We start from the raw sequence: 22,668 nt of genomic DNA, 5'->3' as shown, positions 1-22,668 counted from the left end.
ATGAATAAAATCCTGTTAGTTGATGATGACCGGGAGCTCACCTCCCTGTTAAAAGAGCTGCTCGATATGGAAGGTTTTAACGTGCTGGTGGCCCATGATGGGGAACAGGCGCTGGCCCTTCTGGACGACAGCGTTGATTTATTGCTGCTCGACGTGATGATGCCGAAGAAAAACGGTATCGATACGCTGAAAGAGCTGCGTCAGACACACCAGACCCCGGTTATCATGCTAACAGCGCGCGGGAGCGAGCTGGATCGCGTTCTCGGCCTTGAGCTGGGCGCGGATGACTATTTGCCTAAGCCGTTCAACGATCGTGAACTGGTGGCCCGTATACGCGCGATTCTGCGCCGTTCCCACTGGAGCGAGCAGCAGCAGACGACCGAAGCCGGATCGCCAACGCTGGAAGTGGATGCCTTAAGCCTGAACCCGGGCCGCCAGGAAGCCAATTTCGATGGTCAGACGCTGGAGCTCACCGGTACCGAGTTCACCCTGCTCTATCTGTTAGCGCAGCATCTCGGCCAGGTAGTGTCGCGTGAACATTTAAGCCAGGAAGTGTTAGGCAAGCGCCTGACGCCGTTCGACCGCGCCATCGATATGCATATTTCCAACCTGCGGCGTAAGCTGCCGGAGCGCAAAGATGGCCATCCGTGGTTTAAAACGCTGCGTGGCCGCGGGTATCTGATGGTTTCCGCTTCATGATTGGAAGTTTGACTGCACGCATCTTCGCCATCTTCTGGCTCACGCTGGCGCTGGTGTTGATGCTGGTGCTGATGTTGCCCAAACTGGATTCCCGGCAGATGACCGAGCTGCTGGAAAGCGAGCAGCGTCAGGGCATCATGATCGAGCAGCACGTCGAGGCCGAGCTGGCCAACGATCCGCCAAACGACCTGATGTGGTGGCGCCGTCTGTTTCGCGCCATCGATAAATGGGCGCCGCCGGGACAACGCCTGCTGCTGGTGACCAGCGAAGGCCGCGTGATCGGCGCAGAACGCAACGAGATGCAGATCATTCGTAACTTTATCGGCCAGGCCGATAATGCCGATCATCCGCAGAAAAAACGCTATGGCCGCCTGGAAATGGTGGGCCCGTTTTCCGTCAGGGACGGCGAGGATAACTATCAGCTCTATCTGATTCGTCCCGCCAGCACCTCCCAATCCGACTTTATCAACCTGTTGTTTGACCGGCCGCTGCTGCTGCTGATCGTCACGATGCTGGTCAGCGCCCCGCTGCTGCTGTGGCTGGCGTGGAGCCTGGCGAAACCGGCGCGTAAGCTGAAAAACGCCGCCGACGAAGTCGCCCAGGGCAACCTGCGCCAGCATCCGGAGCTGGAAGCCGGGCCGCAGGAGTTCTTAGCCGCTGGCGCCAGCTTTAACCAGATGGTCACCGCGCTGGAGCGGATGATGACCAGCCAGCAGCGACTGCTGTCTGATATCTCGCATGAGCTGCGTACACCACTTACGCGCCTGCAGTTGGGCACCGCCCTGCTGCGTCGCCGCAGCGGTGAGAGCAAGGAGCTGGAGCGCATCGAAACCGAGGCGCACCGGCTGGACAGCATGATCAACGACCTGCTGGTGATGTCGCGCAATCAGGCCAAAAATGCCCTGGTCAGCGAGACGGTGAAAGCCAATCAGCTGTGGGGCGAAGTGCTGGACAACGCGGCGTTTGAAGCCGAGCAGATGGGTAAATCTTTCACCGTTGAGTATCCGCCGGGCCCCTGGCCGCTGTACGGTAATCCTAATGCGCTGGAAAGCGCGCTGGAAAATATCGTCCGCAACGCCCTGCGCTACTCACACACGAAGATTTCCGTCAGCTTCTCGGTGGATAAAGACGGGATTACGGTTAACGTCGACGACGACGGCCCGGGCGTCAGCCCGGAGGATCGCGAACAGATTTTCCGGCCATTCTACCGGACCGACGAGGCGCGCGACCGCGAGTCCGGCGGCACCGGCCTGGGGCTGGCGATTGTCGAAACCGCTATTCAGCAACACCGCGGTTGGGTGAAGGCCGACGACAGCCCGCTGGGTGGTTTGCGCTTAACCCTTTGGCTGCCGCTGTATAAGCGCACCTGACTCTGTCCCGGCTTGCGCTGCGCTAAGCCGGGAGCATCCCCGAAAATACTCAATGTGGGGGAATTATTTCCCCCACAATCTCCGCGAACTATCCTCGATCTTACCGCTTAAACGTCGTTTCTGCAGCGTTCTGCTCCAGCTCACCGACAGGCCCGCAGCCGACAATAAACGATGATACTGATCATCATCAAACGGCATCTGCCAGGCAATCGCCCCGGCCTCATGGACACTGACATCGCTCAGCCGGGAAACCAGTTCTAGGGGCGCATCGCTGGAGACTTGCCCCCCGGCAATCACCCGATACAACCAGCCGGTCTTCCCGCTGTTTTGCACCAGCTGCGCCATATCACCGATCGCAAAATGAAAGTTGAGCTTGAAGCACGGCGATCGCGGCTGGGTGACCTGGATCAGCGCCTCGCCCCAGCGAAAGATATCGCCGATATAAACATTTTGCTCGGTGAGCCCGGTGGTGGAGAGGTTTTCGCCGAACGCCGGCGCGCAGAAGCGCTCGGCCTGCTGGGGGAATTCACGCATCCAGTCGGCATAGTGTTCGCGCGGATAGTGGCACAGCGCGCGGTCCGGCCCGCCGTGTATTTTCTTCTCCGCCTGCTCATCCCCATCGAGGCCGAGATCGCCGAGCTGCAATTCGCCATCGACCTGGATTTTGCCGATCGCGCTGGGGCGACTGCCCGCGTAGTCCCTGATTTTGCCGACAAAGACATTCACCGGATAATGCATGGCTGCTCTCCTTGCTACAGATATAAAAAAAGCGAGTCATCAGACTCGCTTCTCTCTTAGCGCAATGCAACCTTATTTTTTAGCGGCAAAACGCGCTGCAGCTTCGTCCCAGTTCACTACGTCCCAGAAGGCTTTGATGTAGTCCGGACGACGGTTCTGGAATTTCAGGTAATAAGCGTGTTCCCACACGTCCAGACCCAGGATCGGGAAGCCGGAAGCGCCGGAAATGGCTTCGCCCATCAGCGGGGAATCCTGGTTGGCGGTGGAGACAACGGCCAGTTTGTCACCTTTCAGGACCAGCCACGCCCAGCCAGAGCCGAAACGGGTCGCAGCGGCTTTTTCGAATTCCGCTTTGAAATTGTCTACAGAGCCGAAATCGCGCTCGATAGCCGCTTTCAGGTCACCCTGCAGGGTGGTGCCGGTTTTCAGGCCTTTCCAGAACAGGCTGTGGTTAGCGTGGCCGCCCGCGTTGTTACGCAGTACGGTCTTTTTGTCAGCCGGCAGCTGATCCAGCTTGGTGATCAGCTCTTCAGCGGACAGGTTAGCGAACTCCGGCAGGCTTTCCAGCGCGGCGTTGGCATTGTTCACGTAGGTCTGATGGTGTTTAGTGTGATGGATCTCCATCGTCTGCTTGTCGAAGTGCGGTTCCAGAGCATCGTAAGCGTACGGCAGGGATGGCAGGGTATAGCTCATAATCATCTCCATTATTGTCGAGCGGCTCAAGTGTTAACGCCGCGTAAGCAGTTTGTCCATTATAGTTAATTAAATGGTATTGAAAATGCTTATCAATGCCGTATTTTTCATATGGATATAACCAGAAGAAATACCCGTCATTTTGTGATGTAGAACAACTAATTAAGCCCATGGTTGCCAGGGTTCGCCATCCTGTGGCAACGGCTTGAAGGCGGCCAAAGCGGCTAATTTTTACACTCATCACATCGGAAGCCGCCGTCTCCGATAAAAAAAGATGAGGATAAAATCAATGAACCACGCGATTACGATGGGTATTTTTTGGCATTTGATAGGGGCCGCCAGTGCCGCCTGTTTCTATGCCCCGTTCAAAAAAGTAAAACACTGGTCGTGGGAAACCATGTGGTCGGTTGGAGGGATCGTCTCCTGGCTGATCCTGCCCTGGGCCATCAGCGCCACGCTGTTACCCGACTTCTGGGCCTACTACCGCTCCTTTAACGCCTCCACGCTGCTGCCGGTCTTCCTGTTCGGCGCTATGTGGGGCATCGGTAATATCAACTATGGCCTGACCATGCGCTATCTTGGCATGTCGATGGGGATTGGCATCGCCATTGGCATCACGCTGATTGTCGGCACGCTGATGACGCCGATTATTAACGGTCAGTTTTCGGTGCTGATGCACACCCAGGGCGGTCAAATGACGCTGCTCGGCGTGCTGGTGGCGGTGATTGGCGTCGGCATCGTCACCCGCGCAGGCCAGCTGAAAGAGCGCAAAATGGGCATCAAAGCCGAAGAGTTCAATCTGAAGAAAGGACTTCTGCTGGCGGTGATGTGCGGTATCTTCTCCGCAGGGATGTCGTTCGCGATGAACGCCGCCAAACCGATGCATGACGCCGCCGCAGCGCTCGGCGTCGACCCGCTGTACGCGGCGCTGCCAAGCTACGTAGTCATTATGGGCGGCGGGGCGCTGGTCAACCTCGGCTTCTGCTTTATTCGTCTGGCGAAAGTGAAGAACCTGTCAGTCAAAGCCGATTTCTCGCTGGCCAAACCGCTCATCATCAGCAACCTTCTGCTCTCCGCCCTCGGCGGCCTGATGTGGTATCTCCAGTTCTTCTTCTATGCCTGGGGCCACGCCAGCATTCCGGCGCAGTATGACTATATGAGCTGGATGCTGCACATGAGTTTCTACGTGCTGTGCGGCGGTCTGGTGGGTCTGGTGCTGAAGGAGTGGAACAACGCCGGTCGTCGTCCGGTGAGCGTCCTGAGCCTCGGCTGCGTGGTGATCATCATCGCCGCCAATATCGTCGGTCTGGGGATGGCCAGTTAACCACCGGGTCATCAGCCAGACAACGACGGTCTTCAGGCGGCGGCGCGACTGCGCTGCCGCCACTGCCCCGGCGACATGCCGATTTCCCGGCTAAAAACCACCGAAAAGTAGTTACTGTCCTCAAAGCCGCACTGCATGGCGATATCGCCGATTAAGCGCTCGGTATGCTGCAGCAGATACTGCGCATGGCAGATCCGCAGCTGGCGTAAATAGTGATTGATGGTCATCCCGGTTTGCTGGCGAAACTGCTGGCGAAGCGCCCGCTCGCTGCCGCCCTCCTGCTCGCAGAAACGCTCCAGAACAAAGGGGCGGCTGAGGCTGGCCGCCAGCGCGGCCAGCAGTTTGTCCAGCAGCGCTTCGCGCTGCGTCGCCGCGGGATCATCCGTCGCGTAGCGATGGCGCTGCAACGTCAGCGCCAGCTGGGCAAAAAGCAGTTCGGCCATCGCATTTCCCTGCGCGTCGCGCCGGGCGCACTCATGCTCAAGCTGGCTAATCACCTGGCGCGCCTGCGCCATACCTGTGCTGCCCATGCGCCAGTGGGGCTTCCACGGCGTGCCAAAGAGGCCAGGGATCGTCCCCGCCCAGTCAAAATTGAGCTGCAGCCGCTCCGGGCAATAGATGATGTTCTGCAGGACTAAATCATTAACCGAAGCATAGGAGTGTTTATCTTCGGCGCGAATATAGAACAGATCGCCGCGGGTAATGCGCCAGGGGCGATCGTTAAGGACGTGCAGCCCGTTGCCGCGCCACACCAGCACCAGCTCGCAGAACTCGTGGGTATGCTCGGCAAAAACGTTTTGCGGGTAGCGGTCAGCCACCGCCACTGCCTGCGTGGCGGAAGGGAAAAACTCCTCTTTACGTAGAATCAGACCGGCCACGGCTCACACTCCAAACGCGGATAAGGGCGCATTATTCGCGTTTTTAGCCCGCAATACGTTGACTCTTCTCGCGTTACTGAAGAATGGCGTCGCGGCCCTGGCGGATATCGCGCGGCGACCAGTCAAATTCGCGGCGAAAAAGCGTCGAAAAGTGGTTACTGTCGCCGAAGCCGCAGCGAAAAGCGATATCAGTCACGCTTTCATCGCTGTGGCGCAACAGATGCCGGGCCTTCATCAGGCGCACCCGATTAAGATAGCGCTGCGGCGTCAGGCCGGTCTGCTGCTTCAGCTGGCGGTGCAGGGTACGCAGCGACAGCGAAAACTGCGCCGCCACCTCCTCCCAGCAGATCTCCTGGGCAAAATGATCTTCCAGCCAGGCCAGCAGCTGATTCAGCCGCGCATCATTGTTGGTGGCCTCTTCCGCAAGACTGCTTTTACGCAACAGCACCAGCAGCTGCATAAACAGGATCTCACGGCTGGCGACGGCATGGGTATCCGTTTCGCTCCCCATGGCCTCCATCTGCGCCACGATATGCCGAACCTGCTGCAGGACCGTCTGGTTCACCCGCCAGTGCGATGGGTAGTTCCCCTCCTGCTCCTGGGGCAGCAGTTGGCTGACCCCGGCGAGAAAACGAAACGCATCCGGCGCGCGATAGAGCACGTTGGTCAGACACAGGTTATCCGTATGCTCGTACAGATGCCGGTCGTGATCGCGAATAAAGCAGACCGAACCGCCGCCGATGGTATAGGGCTGACCATTGAAGACGTGAATACCCGTGCCCTGCTCCACGATGACAATTTCATGGAAATCATGGTGATGTTCCGGAAAGGCCGACTGAGGGAGGCGGGGTTCAATAGCCACCGTCGAGATCCCGGCCTTAAAGAAATCCGTACTGTGCAATATGGTCATGATGCCACCCTCGTAATGAGAAAAATTATCAGTCACCGGCTGATAGTAATGAAGGGTTGGCTATCCGGCCTTCAATTTTTGACCATGAAATTCGTAAATCCTGCCGCTTTTTCAAGAATCAGCCGGAAAGATACGGAACTGCGGACGCCATCACATCCCCCTCGCCACCCCCTAAAACCGCAAATTGTGATTTCCCTCACGGTCACCTTTGCTTTCTTGCCAGCGGCCAGTTTTGACTGTCCGTAGCGAGAAGGTGTCAGTAAGCGGCCTTTTTTAGACTGCGGACAATGATTTTAAGAAGGGTCTTTCCATGAGTATTCGTCATTGTGTCGCCGTCGATTTAGGCGCCTCCAGCGGGCGGGTGATGCTCGCCAGCTATCAGTCCGGGCCACGCGCCCTGACCCTGCGGGAAATCCATCGCTTCACCAACAGCCTGCAGAAGGTGGATGGCTTCGACTGCTGGGATGTGGATAGCCTGGAAGGCGAGATCCGTCGCGGGCTGGAGAAAGTGTGTGAGCAGGGCATCCTGATCGACAGTATCGGCATCGATACCTGGGGGGTGGATTATGTCCTGCTGGATAAGCAGGGCCAGCGCGTCGGACTGCCGATCTCCTATCGCGACGACCGCACCCAGGGCCTGCTACGTCACGCTGAAGAACAGCTGGGCCGGGCGGAGATCTATCGCCGCAGTGGTATTCAGTTTCTGCCGTTTAACACCCTTTACCAGCTGCGCGCCCTGGTGGAGCAGCAGCCGGAGCTGGTCAGTCAGGCCGCGCATGCCCTGCTGATCCCCGACTATTTCAGCTTCCGCCTGACCGGCAATCTGAACTGGGAATATACCAACGCCACCACCACCCAGCTGGTTAACATCAATAGCGATAGCTGGGATGAGACGCTGCTGAACTGGACCGGCGCGCCGTTGGCGTGGTTCGGAACGCCGACCCACCCCGGCAATGTGATTGGTCACTGGATCTGCCCGCAGGGCAACCGTATTCCGGTGGTCGCGGTCGCCAGCCACGACACCGCCAGCGCGGTGATCGCCTCTCCGCTGGCCGACCGTGATGCCGCCTATCTCTCCTCCGGCACCTGGTCGCTGATGGGGTTTGAAAGCCTGACCCCATACAACTGCGACGCGGCGCTGCAGGCCAATATCACCAACGAAGGCGGAGCGGAAGGCCGCTACCGGGTGCTGAAAAATATCATGGGCCTGTGGCTGCTGCAGCGGGTGCTGAAAGAACAAAACGTCAGCGACCTGCAGGGGCTGATCGCCCGCACCGCCGCGCTACCGGCGTGCCGCTTCATGATTGACTGCAACGATGACCGCTTTATCAACCCGGCCAGTATGAGCGCCGAGATCCAGGCCGCCTGTCGCGATGCCGGACAGCCCGTTCCTGAAAGCGATGCCGAGCTGGCGCGCTGCATTTTCGACAGCCTGGCGCTGCTCTACGCCCGGGTGCTTAACGAGCTGGCGGCGCTGCGCGGCCAGCCCTTCAGCCAGCTGCATATCGTCGGCGGCGGCTGCCAGAACGCGCTGCTTAACCAGCTGTGCGCTGACGCCTGCGGGATCGCCGTCGTGGCCGGCCCGGTGGAGGCCTCCACCCTCGGCAATATCGGCATCCAGTTAATGACCCTCGACGAGCTGGCCAATGTCGATGAGTTTCGTCAAGTGGTGCGCGACAACGCGGCGCTCACCGCTTTTACCCCCAATCCTGATAGTGAAATTGCCCGTTTCGTGGCGCAGTTTCAGCCACAACAGACCAAGGAGCTTTGCGCATGACCACTCAACTTGAACAAGCCTGGGAAATTGCTAAGCAGCGCTACGCCGCCGTCGGCGTGGATGTCGAGGAGGCCCTGCGCCAGCTGGACCGTCTGCCCGTCTCCATGCACTGCTGGCAGGGTGACGACGTCGCCGGTTTCGAAAACCCGGCGGGAAGCCTGACCGGCGGCATCCAGGCGACCGGCAACTACCCGGGCAAAGCGCGCAATGCTGAAGAGCTACGCGCCGACCTTGAGCAGGCGCTGAGCCTGATCCCGGGACCAAAGCGTCTCAACCTGCACGCTATTTACCTGGAATCCGACGCGCCGGTAGCGCGCAATGAGATTAAGCCGGAGCACTTTAAAAACTGGGTTACGTGGGCGAAAGCCAACAAACTGGGGCTGGATTTCAACCCCTCCTGCTTCTCGCATCCGCTGAGCGCCGACGGCTTTACCCTGTCGCACGCCAACGATGAGATCCGCCAGTTCTGGATCGACCACTGCAAAGCCAGCCGTCGCGTATCCGCTTATTTTGGCGAACAGCTGGGTACCCCATCGGTGATGAATATCTGGGTGCCGGACGGCATGAAAGATATTACCGTTGACCGCTTCGCGCCGCGCCAGCGGTTGCTGAATGCCCTTGATGAAGTGATCAGCGAGAAGCTCGACCCGGCGCACCATATTGACGCCGTGGAGAGCAAGCTGTTCGGCATCGGCGCCGAAAGCTACACCGTCGGCTCCAACGAGTTCTATATGGGCTACGCCACCAGCCGCCAGACGGCGCTGTGCCTCGATGCCGGCCACTTCCACCCGACGGAAGTGATCTCCGACAAAATCTCTGCCGCCATGCTCTACATCCCGCGCCTGCTGCTGCACGTCAGCCGCCCGGTACGTTGGGACAGCGACCACGTGGTGCTGCTGGATGATGAAACCCAGGCCATCGCCAGTGAAATCATTCGCCACAACCTGTTTGACCGCGTGCACATCGGCCTCGACTTCTTCGATGCCTCCATCAACCGCATCGCGGCCTGGGTAATTGGTACCCGCAATATGAAAAAAGCGCTGCTGCGCGCCCTGCTGGAACCGACCGCTCAGCTTCGTCAGCTGGAGAACGACGGCGATTACACCGCCCGCCTGGCGCTGCTCGAAGAGCAAAAATCGCTGCCATGGCAGGCCATCTGGGAGATGTACTGTCAGCGTCACGACACGCCGGCGGGCAGTCAGTGGCTGGACAACGTACGGGCTTATGAGAATGCGGTTCTGAGCCAGCGCGGGTAATGCACGGGCTTTCCCGGGTCGCGGCTGACGCCTTACCCGGGCTACGAACTGCGCGATGTTGCCAGAGCGCACCGAACAGTTCCCTCTCCCCTGTGGGGAGAGGGTTAGGGTGAGGGGCTACCCCCACCGAATCAACAGGAAAGACAAGACTATGCAGACCATTATCGACGCCTGGTTCGTCCAGGGCATGATCAAAGCCACCTCCGACGCCTGGCTGAAAGGCTGGGACGAACGCAACGGCGGCAACCTGACGCTGCGTCTGGATGAAGCGGATATCGAACCTTATGCGGCGGATTTCCACGCCAAACCGCGTTACATCGCCCTCAGCCAGCCGATGCCAATCCTGGCCAACCAGCCATTTATCGTCACCGGCTCCGGCAAATTCTTCCGTAACGTCCAGCTCGACCCGGCCGCTAACCTCGGCGTGGTAAAGGTCGACAGCGATGGCGCGGGATACCATATCCTGTGGGGCCTCACCGAGGATGCCGTACCGACCTCCGAGCTGCCGGCACACTTCCTGTCGCATAGCGAGCGCATCAAACTGACCGGCGGCAAAGACCGGGTGATCATGCACTGCCATGCCACCAACCTGATCGCCCTGACCTATGTTCTGGAGAACCACAGCGATCTGTTCACCCGCAAGCTGTGGGAAGGTAGCACCGAATGTCTGGTGGTCTTCCCGGACGGCGTCGGCATTCTGCCGTGGATGGTGCCGGGCACCGATGAAATCGGCCAGGCGACCGCCGAAACCATGCAAAAACACTCGCTGGTGCTGTGGCCATTCCACGGCGTCTTCGGCAGCGGCCCCACGCTGGATGAGACCTTCGGCCTGATCGACACCGCCGAGAAGTCCGCCGAAGTGCTGGTGAAAGTCTTGTCCATGGGCGGGATGAAGCAGACCATCACCCGCGAAGAGCTTATCGCCCTTGGCAAACGCTTCAACGTGCAGCCGCTGCAGTCCGCTTTAGATCTTTATCCATAACAACATCGCGCCCCGCTCACCGAGACGGGGCGAAACATCACCTGCAAACCCTACAAAACTAACTCATGTGGAGTAAAAGCAATGAAAACAAAGACAAGCTTGATCCTCACCGTTGCCGCCCTGGCGTTGTCCGGTTCCGCCTTAGCAGAAGTTAAGATCGCCCTTGTGGCGAAATCGCTGGGAAATGGCTTCTTCGAAGCCGCCAACGTTGGCGCCCAACAGGCAGCCAAAGAGTTAGGTGATGTCAAAGTGATCTACACCGGCCCGACCACTACCACCGCCGAAGCGCAGATCGATGTGCTGAACGGGTTGATCGCCCAGGGCGTGGATGCGATCGCCATTTCCGCCAACGATCCGGACGCCGTGGTACCGGTGCTGAAAAAAGCGATGCAGCGCGGCATCAAGGTGGTCTCGTGGGACTCCGGCGTGGCGCCGGCAGGCCGCCAGATCCATCTTAACCCCTCGAATAACGCCTTAATTGGCGAAACCAACGTCAAGCTCGCCGCCGATGCGCTGAAGGCGCTGAACGTTGAGAAAGGCGAGGTGGCCGTGTTAAGCGCCACCCCAACCTCCACTAACCAGAACATCTGGATTGAGGAGATGAAAAAGGTGCTGCCGCAGTATCCGTCCGTACAGCTGGTCACCGTCGCCTACGGGGACGATCTGTCGGATAAAAGCTACCGCGAAGCGGTGGGCCTGCTGAAATCATATCCGGACCTGAAAGTCATTGTTTCGCCGTCGTCGGTGGGCATTGTTGCCGCCGCGCAGGCGGTGAAGGATCAGGGCAAAATCGGCAAAGTCTATGTCACCGGGCTGGGGCTGCCGTCGGAAATGGCCGGCGCGATCAAGTCCGGCGCCAGCAAAAGCTTCGCCATCTGGAACCCGATTGACCTGGGCTACGCCGCCACCTATCTGGCCGACGATTTAGTCAAAGGCACGGCGACCAAAACCGAAGCCAGTATGGGCAAGCTGGGCAAAGTGAAGCTGGATGCTGAGGGGAATGGCGCGATGGCCGAGCCGTTCGTCTACGATGCGAGCAACATCGATAAGTTCTCGAAAATTTTCTAACCCTTGTTCCCTCACCCCGGCCCTCTCCCGGAGGGAGAGGGGGAAAGGCTGGTCCTCTGCACGATGTGGCCAGCGGACGCCGGACCGTTCCCACGCCCCTTTGGGGAGAGGGTTAGGGTGAGGGGTGATTTTTGTGGAGAACTATCATGTCAGCATCAACGCCACTGCTGTCGCTGAAGGGGATCACCAAGATTTTTCCCGGTGTGCGCGCCCTTGAGAACGTGCAGCTTGATCTCTGGCCCGGCAAAGTGACCGCCTTAATCGGCGAAAACGGCGCGGGGAAATCCACGCTGGTCAAAGTGATGACCGGTATTTATCAGCCCGAAGAGGGCGAGATCCTCTATAAAGCGATCCCTATTCATCTGCCAACGCCGGAATCGGCGCATAAGGTAGGGATCACCGCCATTCACCAGGAAACCGTGCTGTTTGACGAACTCTCGGTCAGTGAAAATATTTTCGTCGGCCAGTATCTGTATAAGGGACTGTTAAAAACGCTCGACTGGCCGGCGATGCACCGCAGAGCCAGCGAGATCCTCACCCGGCTGGAAGTCCAGATCGACCCGCGGGCCACGCTGAAAACCCTCAGCATCGCCCAGCGGCACATGGTGGCGATTGCCCGGGCGCTGGCTTTCGACGCCCAGGTGGTGATCCTCGATGAGCCGACCGCCGCCCTCTCCCAGCATGAAATCCTGGAGTTTTATCACATCGTTGAGCGTCTGAAGCAGGACGGCAAAGCGATCCTGTTTATCTCGCATAAGTTCGATGAAATTTTCGAGCTGGCCGATTATTACACCATCCTGCGCGATGGGGTGTACGTCAGCTCCGGGGCGATAAGCGACATCACCGAAGAGCGAATGGTGTCGATGATGGTGGGCCGGGCGATCACCCAAACCTACCCGAAAGTCGGCTGCACGCCCGGAGAAACGGTGCTGGAGGTGACCGATCTCTGTCATCCTACCGAGTTTGCCCATATCAGCTTCCGCCTGCGCAAGGGCGAAATTCTCGGCTTTTACGGCCTGGTGGGCGCCGGACGCACCGAGCTGATGCAGGCGCTCTCCGGTGTCTCGCGTCCCTCCTCCGGCGAGATCCGCCTGAACGGCAGCCCCATGCGCTTTCGCCAGCCCGCCGACGCCATCCGCGCGGGCATCGTCTGCGTGCCGGAAGAGCGGCAGAAACAGGGGGCGATCATCGCCCTGTCCATCGCCCAGAACATCAGTCTGCCGCAGCTCAGCAAGCTCAATCCTAACGGCGTCCTGAACGACGCCCGGGAATGGCGGCTGGCGGACGAGTACGCCTCGCGCCTGCAGGTTAAAGCCTTCAGCTGGCGGCAGCCGGTGGAGACCCTCTCTGGCGGCAATCAGCAGAAAGTGGTGATCGGCAAATGGCTGGCGACCCATCCCGAGGTGATTATCCTCGACGAGCCGACCAAAGGCATTGATATCGGCTCAAAAGCCGCCGTGCATCAGTTTATGTCCGAGCTGGTCAGCCAGGGACTGGCGGTGATTATGGTCTCGTCAGAGCTGCCGGAAGTGATGGGCATGGCCGACCGGATTATCGTGATGCACGAAGGGCTGATGGTCGCCGAATACCAGGCCGGTGAAGCGACAGCGGAAACCATCGTTAGCGCGGCCAGCGGCATCGGCCAGGAGGCGGCATGATGGGACACGCATGGCTTAAACATCGCGAAGCGCTGCTGGCTTTGGTCATCATTTTGATGATCGGCGCCATCGGCAGCCGGGCGCCGTCGTTCGTTTCACCGGGCAATCTGGTGGAGATGTTTAACGATACCGCCATCCTTATCATTCTCGCCCTCGGCCAGATGATGGTGTTGCTCACCAAAGGCATCGATCTGTCGATGGCCGCCAACCTGGCGCTGACCGGGATGATCGTCGCCCTGCTTAACGCCCACTATCCGGGTATTCCGGTGGTGGCGCTGCTGGCACTGGCAACCCTGCTGGGCCTGCTGATGGGGATGATTAACGGCCTGCTGGTCTGGCGCCTCGGCATTCCCGCCATCGTGGTGACCCTGGGCACCATGAGCATTTATCGCGGCATTATCTTCCTGCTGACTGACGGCGGCTGGGTTAACTCACATCAGATGAGCGCTGATTTTCTCAGTCTGCCGCGCAGCACGCTCATGGGATTACCGCTTCTGAGCTGGTGCGCCATCGCCGCGCTGCTGCTGGTGGGTTATTTCCTGCGCTACAGCCGCACCGGCCGGGCCTTATACACCGCAGGCGGCAACGCGACGGCGGCGTACTACACCGGCATTAACGCCGGAAAAATGCAGTTCGTCAGTTTCTGTCTCTCCGGCGCGCTGGCCGGCTTCTGCGGCTATCTGTGGATCTCGCGCTTCGCCGTCGCCTATGTCGACGTGGCGAACGGCTTTGAACTGCAGGTGGTCGCGGCCTGCGTGATCGGCGGTATCAGTACCATGGGCGGAAGCGGACGGGTGCTGGGCTGCCTGTGCGGCGCGCTGTTCCTCGGGGTCATCAATAACGCCCTGCCGGTGATCGGCATCTCGCCCTTCTGGCAAATGGCGATTTCCGGGGCGGTGATCGTCATGGCGGTGCTGCTCAACGAGCGCGGCAATCGCGGTCACGGGCGGTTAATCCTGCGCAACGCGGCGTTAGCCCGACAGAAACAGGCGGTGAAATCATGAGCAAAATGATGGTATCTGAAGAGATGAAAAACGCCCCGGCCGCGCCGTCGCCGCTGCGCCGCCTGCTGTGCTGGGAAGGGTTTTTACTGGCGGTCACCCTGGCGGTATTTATCGGCAACGCGGTGGCTTCCCCGTACTTCCTCAATATCTGGAACCTCTCGGACGCGACCTTTACCTTTACCGAGAAGGCGATCGTCGTCCTGCCGATGGCGATGCTGATTATCGCCCGGGAAATCGATCTGTCGGTGGCCTCGACGATGGCGCTCAGCTCAACGGTGATGGGCTTCTGCGCGGCAGCGGGGGTGGACACGCCGCTGCTGGTGATCATCGGCCTGGGCGTAGGTCTGCTGTGCGGCCTGTTCAACGGCTTGCTGGTGACTCGCTTTAACCTGTCGTCCATTGTGATCACCATCGGCACCATGAGCCTGTATCGCGGCATCACCTATATCCTGCTGGGCGATCAGGCGCTCAATCACTATCCGGAGAGCTTTGCCTGGTTCGGCCAGGGCTACGTGTGGGGGGCGCTCTCTTTTGAGTTTGCGCTGTTTATCCTCCTCGCGGCCGCCTTCACCTTCCTGCTGCATAAAACCAACTTTGGTCGCCGGACCTACGCCATCGGCAATAACCCGACCGGCGCCTGGTTTTCGGGGATCAATGTTAAGCGTCATAACCTGGTGCTGTTCGCGCTGGTCGGGCTGATGGCCGGGCTGGCGGCGGTCCTGCTGACCTCACGGCTCGGCAGTACCCGTCCCACCCTGGCGATGGGCTGGGAGCTGGCGGTTGTCACCATGGCGGTGCTCGGCGGCGTCAATATTCTCGGCGGCTCCGGCAGCATGCCCGGGGTGATCATTGCCGCCTTTCTGATGGGGCTGGTGACCTTCGGCCTGAGCCTGCTGAACGTCCCCGGCATCGTGATGTCGGTGATTATCGGCGCCATGCTGATCGTGGTGATCTCCCTGCCGATTATGACCCGGCGGATGATGCAGCGAAGACGATGTTAATTTCCCCCTCACCCTGGCCCTCTCCCCAAGGGAGAGGGGACTGCCCGGCGCACGCAGGCAGCCTGTAGTCCGGGACCGGTTTTCCCCCTCTCCCTGCGGGAGAGGGCTGGGGTGAGGGGAAACGGATTTTCCAAAATCAACATTAAGGAGAATTATCATGAGTTTTATGTTGGCACTACCTAAAATCAGCCTCCACGGCGCAGGCGCTATCGGTGATATGGTCAAGCTGGTAGCGGGCAAACAATGGGGCAAGGCGCTGATCGTCACCGACGGTCAGCTGGTGAAGCTGGGCCTGCTAGACAGCCTGTTTTCCGCGCTGGATGAACAGCAGATGGCTTACCAGCTGTTTGACGACGTGTTCCCCAACCCCACCGAAGCGCTGGTGCAGCAAGGCTATGCGGCGTACCAGGCGGCCCGCTGCGATTACCTGATCGCCTTCGGCGGCGGCAGCCCGATTGATACCGCCAAGGCGATAAAAATCCTCACCGCCAACCCTGGTGCCTCCACCGCCTACTCCGGCGTCGGCAAAGTGAAAAACGCTGGCGTGCCGCTGGTGGCCATCAACACCACCGCCGGCACGGCGGCGGAGATGACCAGCAACGCCGTGATTATCGATAGCGAGCGGCAGGTAAAAGAGGTGATTATCGACCCGAACCTGATCCCGGATATCGCCGTCGACGACGCCAGCGTGATGCTCGACATCCCGCCAGCCGTTACTGCCGCCACCGGCATGGACGCCCTGACCCACGCCATCGAGGCCTTTGTCTCCGTTGGCGCCCATCCCCTGACCAACGCCAACGCCCTCGAGGCCATTCGCCTGATTAACCTGTGGCTGCCGAAAGCGGTAGACGATGGGCACGATCTGCAGGCCCGCGAGCAGATGGCGTTTGGCCAATACCTGGCGGGCATGGCGTTCAACAGCGCCGGTCTCGGGCTGGTACACGCCCTGGCCCATCAGCCTGGCGCCACCCACAACCTGCCGCACGGGGTGTGCAACGCCATTCTACTGCCGATCATCGAAAACTTTAACCGCCCGAACGCGGTGGCGCGCTTCGCCCGCGTGGCGCAGGCGATGGGCGTCGATACCCGCGGCATGAACGATGAGGCTGCCAGCATGGAGGCCATCAACGCCATCCGCGCGCTGAGCAAACGCGTAGGGATCCCCCAGGGTTTCAGCCAGCTTGGCGTCAGCAAAGCCGATATCGAAGGCTGGCTGGATAAAGCGCTGGCCGACCCGTGCGCGCCGTGTAACCCGCGCCCCGCCAGTCGCGATGAGGTTCGCGAGCTCTATCTGGAGGCCTTATGATCCGTAAAGCCTTCGTCATGCAGGTGAACCCCGACGCGCACGAGGAGTACCAGCGCCGCCATAACCCCATCTGGCCAGAGCTGGAAGCAGTGCTGAAAGCGCACGGCGCGCACCATTACGCCATTTATCTCGATAAAGAACGCCATCTGCTGTTCGCGACGGTGGAGATTGAGTCGGAAGCCCGCTGGGAGGCGGTCGCCAGCACGGAAGTGTGCCAGCGCTGGTGGAAATACATGCGCGAAGTGATGCCCAGCAACCCGGATAACAGCCCGCTGAGCGCGGAGCTCAAAGAAGTGTTTTATCTGGCGTGAAATCATGGCTGCCTCGCTGTGCTGAGTGGGGCAGCCGTTTTCAGCGCTGAGTAGGACGACTTACTCTGCGCCGTCGCGTCTCCTGCCGGTTTATTCCATCTCTATATTGCCGGGAGCTGGCGTAGCCCTGAAGGCATTCGTCGCTCTGTCCATCATCACCTGTTGGCTATTGCCGCAATCAAGTATCGTGTTTTGAGACGACGCTTTTTCTACCAGCACCGCGACCGCATCAAGGGCTTTTAATCTATCCGTCGTCAGCAAAGCGCTGACCTGAGCCGCAAAGCAAGCGTCCTCTTCGGAAGGGTGCGCCTGCTGCACTGACGCTTCCGTGGTCGCAACAATATGATTATTCGCAAGGTAGTTTCCTTTACCGGCAACCAGCCGGATGATGACCGGCTTTATTCCCTGTGGCCGAAGATACTGGATATCAATAGTTTCGGAAATATGATTGGCAATAACCGAGTTATTACTACCATTGATATGCAGCAGACCATAGGCATCATCCAGGCCATTGTCATAGGTCTGCATCGGCGGCCAGGGTTCGCGATCGCGGAAAAAATGATTTGCAGCGATGAGATTCTCCGCACAGTTATTTTCAAGAACCAACATTCCTGGATAAAATGAGTGCAATCGATTACTAGTAACGCTAGAACGAACAACGCCAGATAAATGAACGCTGCTGGCGCCACGCGGAAAGATATTGTTACCGGAAATCAATAACCCACCGAAGTTTTGGGCATAAATCGAATAACCTTTATAGCCTGCGCCAATCAGATTATCGGTTATTTTAGAAGCCTGTCCGGCGCCACGAAGCTCGATGCAGTTGCCGCATTCGGCGATGAAGTTATTATGGATAGCCATAGCATCACTATTGTACATCGTGAGACCATGCTCAAGATAGATAAATCCCATGCCTGTAATCCGGAAAGCATCCTGAGCGCTGGCGATATAAATCCCTGTTTTGCCGTTAATATAGCTATTTTCCGGATCGTTGTTTCCCAATCCATCATCAATAAAGTGCAGGCCATCAATACAGAAGTTTTCAAACGCCACCGAACTAATTCGCGGCGCTCCGCTGCGTTTCACGTAAAATGCAGCGCCAGCATGTTCTTCATCGCCGGGATGCACACAAATATCGACCAGAATACGGCTACCACCCGGCCAAATATCATGCAAATACGCCCACTCGACAGCCGGCGTATTGAAACGAATACTTGAGGAGACAAAACCGTGTCCGGCACCCATAATTTTTAAATAACTGATATCGATAAAAACCTGTGTCTTGAGATGATAATCGCCGGGCGGAATATAGATAACGGCGCCAGGTTTCCCGCCGTTATTAACATCAGTTGCGGTTTGTCGTTTTTTAATATCGAGGATAATACTGTTAATAACCTCCCCAATATCCTTATAAGGATTACCGATATGCCACTGCGTCACGTCATAATAATTATTATGCGTCATAAAGAACCTCCTCTGATATGAACAGAAAATCACTTAAAATATTCTAGTTTCATTAAGACTGATATTGAATGATAAATAATACGGATAGACTGCTCCCCTACCCATTAACCGCGTCCTTTTTCCAGTTCACGTTTTGCAAGATCGGCTTTGATTTTTTCAAGGAAGGCGTTATTCAGCTTGAAGTAGCGCACCAGATACGCGCTAATGAAATAACTCACCATCGGCAGCAGTGAGAACATCATGATAATGCCTTGAATGGTCTGGGAATTTTGCTGTGGTTCATTAGCGATATAGCCGGTAAACGCCAGAATCCAGGCGACGATTGCGCCAGCCACCGCCAGCCCCATTTTGAGCATAAAAAGGTTACCCGCGAAAGAGATACCGGTCAGGCGTTTACCGAACTTCCAGTCACCGTAGTCATCGACATCGGACATCATCGCCCACAGAATGGGGCCAGATTGAATTAAATGCAGAACGTTAATGACGATAAATAGCGCCATCAGCGGGGTCAACGATTGCGGATCGATAAACCACAGCGCCAATGACAGAAACCCGAGAATAATATTAATAATACGGAACAGCGCCAGCTTATCAAAGCGATCGGTAAGCGGTTTGGCAAGCACGCTGCCCAGCATATTACAGGCCACGCCCAGCGCCATAAAGAAGGTAATAAATCCGACAGACGCCTTCATGACATAAGTCGCATAATAAATAGTGACGCCACCGCGGATAAATGCCGGAAAAACGTTCAGGAAAGTAATAGAGATCATTAAGAGCCACTGATCGTTTTTGATAATATCCCGCAGGTCTTTCTTCAACGACTCGTTTTGCTTAACCGATACCACCCGCTCTTTAATGCTGGAAAAGCAGAACAGGAACATCAGCGTTGCCGCCCCGCCCATAATGACCATGGTCAGCTGGAAACCGGAGGCGCGGTCGCCGTTACCCAGCCAGTCGGTTAACGGCAGAATAGAGGAGGAGATAATTAATGTTGCCAGGCCATTCAGGAAAAAGCGCCATGACAGACAACCCATGCGCTCTTTTTGATTGAGGGTAATGACGCCGCCGACGGAGCAATAGGGAATATTAATCGCGGTATAAATCAGCGACATGACCAGATAAGTAACCCAGGCATAGATAATCTTTCCGTTCATGCTGAGTTCTGGGGTAGTGAACATCAGTACCGCGCCTAGACCAAACGGAAGCGCCATCCATAATAGCCATGGACGGAATTTTCCCCAGCGTGACACCGTGCGGTCGCAGATTGCCCCCATCAGCGGATCGCTAAACGCGTCAAAGATGCGAATAACGAGGAATAATGTGCCCACCACCCCGGCATTGAGGCCATAGACATCGGTATAAAACCACGTCAGATAGAGCGCCAGTACACTCCATATCATTCCTGAACCAGCGTCCCCCATCCCGTAGCCGATCTTCTCCCTCAACCCCAGCTTTTCATAAGCACTTGGCTTTTCCATTGCGGTAGCAGACATAAATATACCTATTTTTTGTTAAAAGGAGCCCATGGCGCAAATTGTCGCGCCATTTCTAAACATATATCCCTTACAGGGAAGTAATATTAATTTTTACGCTGCTCTCACGAACAATTAACCGAGAGACAATTTCGTGCATTTCAATACTGTCCGGCTGCTGTTGATGCTTCACCATCTGAAACGCGAGGTGAGCAATTTCATTTACCGGCTGTGCAACGCTAGTTATTTTTTTAGTTTGTGCCAGCAAGGTATTGTCAAAACTGGCAATCGCAACATCTTCAGGAATGGAGATGCCTTTTTCTTTTAGCCCATCGATAATATAATTTGCCGCAATATCGTTATACACTAGCAGACATGTACAGATTCGCTTCGGATCGCTGAGTTTCGCAATAATATCATCAAGAATGCTAATATGGCCTGATATCTTTTCCCCCTCTCCTTTGGCTATCCAGAACGAATTATCTTTAGCAAGTTTTAAACCATGACTCGCTATTTTTTTGGTATACGATGAAACCTTACGATTATCAACCCCTTCCTGGGCAACAAAGCCAAACGAAAGATGGCCTGTATGAATAAAATGTTCCGCAATACTTTCTGCCCCCCGGTCCTGGTTAATCGATACGGAGTTAAAGAACCGGGACACCTGGGTGACGACGGCGACCGGGATCCGGGTAATGCTTAACCATTCTGAAAGTTCGGCTTCTGCTTCTGTCGGCACCCATAGCAAACTGTCAATGCCCATCCCCACTAAGGTCAGAATAATATGTTTATCCTGCTGCGGCTGATTCTGATGCGTTTTAACGATCACCGATTTGCCGATATACCGGGCCTCTTCTTCCACCGTCGCCAGCAGTTCACAGAAATGAGGATTCACCAGGTTAGGCAAAACCACACCAATCAACCCTGAACATTTACCGCTAAGCTGAAACGAACTTTTGCTGGGGACATAGCAGAGATAATCCATCGCATCACGCACAGCCTGCCGCGTTTCCGGCACGACGCTGGGATGATTGTTGAGCACTCGCGATACGGTTGCCGTCGAGACCCCAGCTCTTTTCGCTACGTCTTTAATAGATGCCATGATGATTGAACATACCCTCTAACAATGGTGTTCACTATAAATTGTGATCTCTGCCAAGAATGTAATCCAGTTCACATGTTGCTGCGTTACATAGATCCATACTCTGGCCTCGCATTTTTATTTTACTGGCCATCGTTATTCATTTACGTTCCTTGAGAGAAATTAATGAACTCAAAAGATATCAATATTTTTAGGCAGGAAAACAGAGGAGTGATTATATCATTACCCCTCATCACGGGGATGAGGGGGTTAGCTATACAAGTATTAATACTTCTTTACTGAAGAAAAATAACCCATAGCCCTTTCATGTGTTTCTCATATTTAACATGTCAACTTTCTTATCTTTCAGGCACATTCCTGTGCCATGAAATTTCGGAGATTAAACAATCATCGCATTATCCCGAAGCGGCTCGGTTTTCGCCTTACCCGCTAACGTAAACGCTGAGATTAAGGTAACCGTCAGGGCAATACCGCCGAGGATCATATAGGTATCCTGAAAGCCGATCCGATCGTACATATTGCCGGCGAAGGCGGAGAGGAAGATCGCCGCCACCTGCTTGGCGAACTGGAAGCCCACCAGGTAAATGGTCGCCGACAGCCGGACATCAAACACACCGGTAATGTATTTAAAGGCGCCCACCAGCAGGAACGGCACCTCCAGCGCATGGAGCATTTTCAACGCTATGACTTCCGCGGCCGTAGTGGCGAAGGAAGAGCCAATCATTCTTGCCGCCATCACCATCCCGGCGATCAGCAGGGTATTCTTCGCCCCGATGCGGTTAATAATCCACGGCGAGCTGAACATAATGATGGCGTTACATATTTCTCCCGCGGTGGTGGCGAAACCAAAGGCGCGGGTGCCCGCTTCCGGGGTCGCGAAGAACGATTTAAAAAAGGTGGCGAACTGCTGATCAAAAACGTCATACACGCAGGCCACGCCGATGACATACAGAATAAACATCCACATCTTACGCTGGCGGAACATGCGCACCGCCGTTTTTAAATCGATCGCCGGGCGATTGGCGCCGAGCGAATCCATCACCTGCGCGGACTGACTGGCCTGCGGTTTGGCGATGGCCACCAGTACCACCAGCAGCAGCGCGGCGGCCGACCCCATCCAGAATACCCATTCGGGATTAATGCTGAACAGCATTCCGGCGGTGGTCGCGCACAGCGCCCATCCCAGACAGCCAAAGGTGCGCGCCTTGCCGTATTCAAAACCGCTGTTGCGGCTTACCCGTTCGATATAGGCCTCCATCGCGCCGGCGCCTGCGGAGAATACAAAGCCGATATAGGCGCCGCCGCTCAGCGCCCCGAGCCAGATGTTGGTTTTCAGCAGCGGAGCGAAAACATAGAGGAAGAAGGGAGCAATCAGCACCAGCAGAACGGTCACGATCCACATCAGGTGTTTTTTCAGCCCCAGCTTGTCAGAGATCACCCCGAGGACCGGCTGGAAACAGATGGCAAACAGCGACAGGCTGGAGAAAACGAGGCCGGTTTCGGTTTTATTCAGGCCGATGACGTCCGACAGCCAGATCGGCAGAAACGGAAAGCAGGTGGCCATGATGAAGAAGTAGAGAAAGAAGAACAGCCCGAAAATCCAGAAGTTGGGGTTGTTTTTGTGGGTACAGACGGTCGGGTTCATTATATTTTCC

20 protein-coding genes are annotated in these 22,668 nt (G+C 56.8%); 12 read left to right on the top strand and 8 right to left on the bottom strand.

All coding sequences use genetic code 11. The features are described from left to right. Together cpxR and cpxA are read left to right on the top strand one after the other, a co-directional pair. Positions 1 to 699 carry an envelope stress response regulator transcription factor CpxR gene (cpxR, locus tag NKJ21_RS24575; RefSeq protein WP_002882901.1) on the top strand — a complete coding sequence of 233 codons (699 nt, stop codon included), beginning with the start codon at positions 1 to 3 and terminating at the stop codon, positions 697 to 699. Next, a complete protein-coding gene (gene cpxA / locus NKJ21_RS24570) occupies positions 696 to 2,069 on the top strand; it encodes an envelope stress sensor histidine kinase CpxA (RefSeq protein ID WP_008807874.1) in 1,374 nt (457 codons plus the stop codon). Before cpxR ends, cpxA begins: the two co-directional genes overlap by 4 nt. Positions 2,070 to 2,132: 63 nt before the next feature. On the opposite strand, the gene yiiM is transcribed toward cpxA, so the two are convergent. Both yiiM and sodA read right to left on the bottom strand, forming a co-directional pair. Then, entirely contained in the window at positions 2,133 to 2,807 is a 675-nt protein-coding gene (yiiM, locus tag NKJ21_RS24565) for a 6-hydroxyaminopurine reductase (RefSeq protein ID WP_008807875.1), read from the bottom strand. A gap of 72 nt (positions 2,808 to 2,879) precedes the next feature. Further along, positions 2,880 to 3,500 carry a superoxide dismutase [Mn] gene (sodA, locus tag NKJ21_RS24560; protein WP_004203668.1) on the bottom strand — a complete coding sequence of 207 codons (621 nt, stop codon included), beginning with the start codon at positions 3,498 to 3,500 and terminating at the stop codon, positions 2,880 to 2,882. A gap of 289 nt (positions 3,501 to 3,789) precedes the next feature. Between sodA and rhaT the strand changes: the two genes are divergently transcribed. After that, entirely contained in the window at positions 3,790 to 4,824 is a 1,035-nt protein-coding gene (gene rhaT, locus NKJ21_RS24555) for an L-rhamnose/proton symporter RhaT (RefSeq protein WP_012543269.1), read from the top strand. Positions 4,825 to 4,856: 32 nt separating this feature from the next. Here rhaT and rhaR read toward each other — a convergent pair whose 3' ends face one another. Continuing rightward, on the bottom strand, positions 4,857 to 5,702 hold the full coding sequence (rhaR, locus tag NKJ21_RS24550; protein WP_008807878.1) for an HTH-type transcriptional activator RhaR: 846 nt from the start codon (positions 5,700 to 5,702) through the stop codon (positions 4,857 to 4,859). Positions 5,703 to 5,775: 73 nt separating this feature from the next. Beyond that, positions 5,776 to 6,612 carry an HTH-type transcriptional activator RhaS gene (rhaS, locus tag NKJ21_RS24545; protein WP_008807880.1) on the bottom strand — a complete coding sequence of 279 codons (837 nt, stop codon included), beginning with the start codon at positions 6,610 to 6,612 and terminating at the stop codon, positions 5,776 to 5,778. 310 nt (positions 6,613 to 6,922) lie between these two features. Here rhaS (NKJ21_RS24545) and rhaB point away from each other — a divergent pair, with 310 nt between their 5' ends. From rhaB to rhaM, 9 genes are all read left to right on the top strand, one after another. Next, positions 6,923 to 8,389 carry a rhamnulokinase gene (gene rhaB / locus NKJ21_RS24540; RefSeq protein ID WP_023323429.1) on the top strand — a complete coding sequence of 489 codons (1,467 nt, stop codon included), beginning with the start codon at positions 6,923 to 6,925 and terminating at the stop codon, positions 8,387 to 8,389. Beyond that, complete coding sequence (gene rhaA / locus NKJ21_RS24535) at positions 8,386 to 9,645, top strand: L-rhamnose isomerase (RefSeq protein WP_012543272.1); 1,260 nt, start codon at positions 8,386 to 8,388, stop codon at positions 9,643 to 9,645. The genes rhaB and rhaA overlap by 4 nt, the downstream gene beginning before the upstream one ends. Positions 9,646 to 9,796: 151 nt before the next feature. Further along, positions 9,797 to 10,627, top strand: coding sequence for a rhamnulose-1-phosphate aldolase (gene rhaD / locus NKJ21_RS24530; protein ID WP_008807883.1), 831 nt, complete (start codon positions 9,797 to 9,799; stop codon positions 10,625 to 10,627). An 81-nt stretch (positions 10,628 to 10,708) separates the two neighbouring features. Then, positions 10,709 to 11,695, top strand: a complete 987-nt coding sequence (rhaS, locus tag NKJ21_RS24525) for a rhamnose ABC transporter substrate-binding protein (RefSeq protein WP_008807884.1) — start codon at positions 10,709 to 10,711, stop codon at positions 11,693 to 11,695. Between the two features lie 146 nt (positions 11,696 to 11,841). Further along, the gene (locus NKJ21_RS24520) at positions 11,842 to 13,353 is read left to right on the top strand and encodes a sugar ABC transporter ATP-binding protein (protein ID WP_012543274.1); all 1,512 of its coding nucleotides are present in this window, start codon (positions 11,842 to 11,844) and stop codon (positions 13,351 to 13,353) included. Continuing rightward, positions 13,350 to 14,357, top strand: coding sequence for an ABC transporter permease (locus NKJ21_RS24515; RefSeq protein ID WP_023323427.1), 1,008 nt, complete (start codon positions 13,350 to 13,352; stop codon positions 14,355 to 14,357). The genes NKJ21_RS24520 and NKJ21_RS24515 overlap by 4 nt, the downstream gene beginning before the upstream one ends. Then, entirely contained in the window at positions 14,354 to 15,358 is a 1,005-nt protein-coding gene (locus tag NKJ21_RS24510; RefSeq protein WP_022064611.1) for an ABC transporter permease, read from the top strand. The genes NKJ21_RS24515 and NKJ21_RS24510 overlap by 4 nt, the downstream gene beginning before the upstream one ends. Before the next feature lie 157 nt (positions 15,359 to 15,515). Continuing rightward, a complete protein-coding gene (gene fucO / locus NKJ21_RS24505) occupies positions 15,516 to 16,664 on the top strand; it encodes a lactaldehyde reductase (RefSeq protein WP_239270726.1) in 1,149 nt (382 codons plus the stop codon). Next, positions 16,661 to 16,975, top strand: a complete 315-nt coding sequence (gene rhaM, locus NKJ21_RS24500; RefSeq protein ID WP_004181618.1) for an L-rhamnose mutarotase — start codon at positions 16,661 to 16,663, stop codon at positions 16,973 to 16,975. The genes fucO and rhaM overlap by 4 nt, the downstream gene beginning before the upstream one ends. A 90-nt stretch (positions 16,976 to 17,065) precedes the next feature. Here the strand turns inward: rhaM and NKJ21_RS24495 are convergent, their stop codons facing one another. The 4 genes from NKJ21_RS24495 to NKJ21_RS24480 form a co-directional block, all read right to left on the bottom strand. After that, positions 17,066 to 18,439 carry a NosD domain-containing protein gene (locus NKJ21_RS24495; RefSeq protein ID WP_004187898.1) on the bottom strand — a complete coding sequence of 458 codons (1,374 nt, stop codon included), beginning with the start codon at positions 18,437 to 18,439 and terminating at the stop codon, positions 17,066 to 17,068. A gap of 104 nt (positions 18,440 to 18,543) precedes the next feature. After that, positions 18,544 to 19,932 carry a glycoside-pentoside-hexuronide (GPH):cation symporter gene (locus tag NKJ21_RS24490; protein WP_004187899.1) on the bottom strand — a complete coding sequence of 463 codons (1,389 nt, stop codon included), beginning with the start codon at positions 19,930 to 19,932 and terminating at the stop codon, positions 18,544 to 18,546. 70 nt (positions 19,933 to 20,002) lie between these two features. Next, the gene (locus NKJ21_RS24485) at positions 20,003 to 21,013 is read right to left on the bottom strand and encodes a LacI family DNA-binding transcriptional regulator (protein WP_004187910.1); all 1,011 of its coding nucleotides are present in this window, start codon (positions 21,011 to 21,013) and stop codon (positions 20,003 to 20,005) included. A 379-nt stretch (positions 21,014 to 21,392) separates the two neighbouring features. Beyond that, positions 21,393 to 22,658 (bottom strand): MFS transporter, encoded by a 1,266-nt coding sequence (locus NKJ21_RS24480; protein ID WP_023296852.1) that lies wholly within the window; start codon positions 22,656 to 22,658, stop codon positions 21,393 to 21,395. Positions 22,659 to 22,668 lie beyond the last annotated feature (10 nt).

The sequence above is a fragment of the Klebsiella sp. SWET4 genome, assembly GCF_024296565.1.
Classification (GTDB): domain Bacteria; phylum Pseudomonadota; class Gammaproteobacteria; order Enterobacterales; family Enterobacteriaceae; genus Klebsiella; species Klebsiella variicola.
The sequence above is the reverse complement of the archived record's forward strand: the minus strand, read 5'-3'. Positions and strand labels throughout refer to the sequence as shown.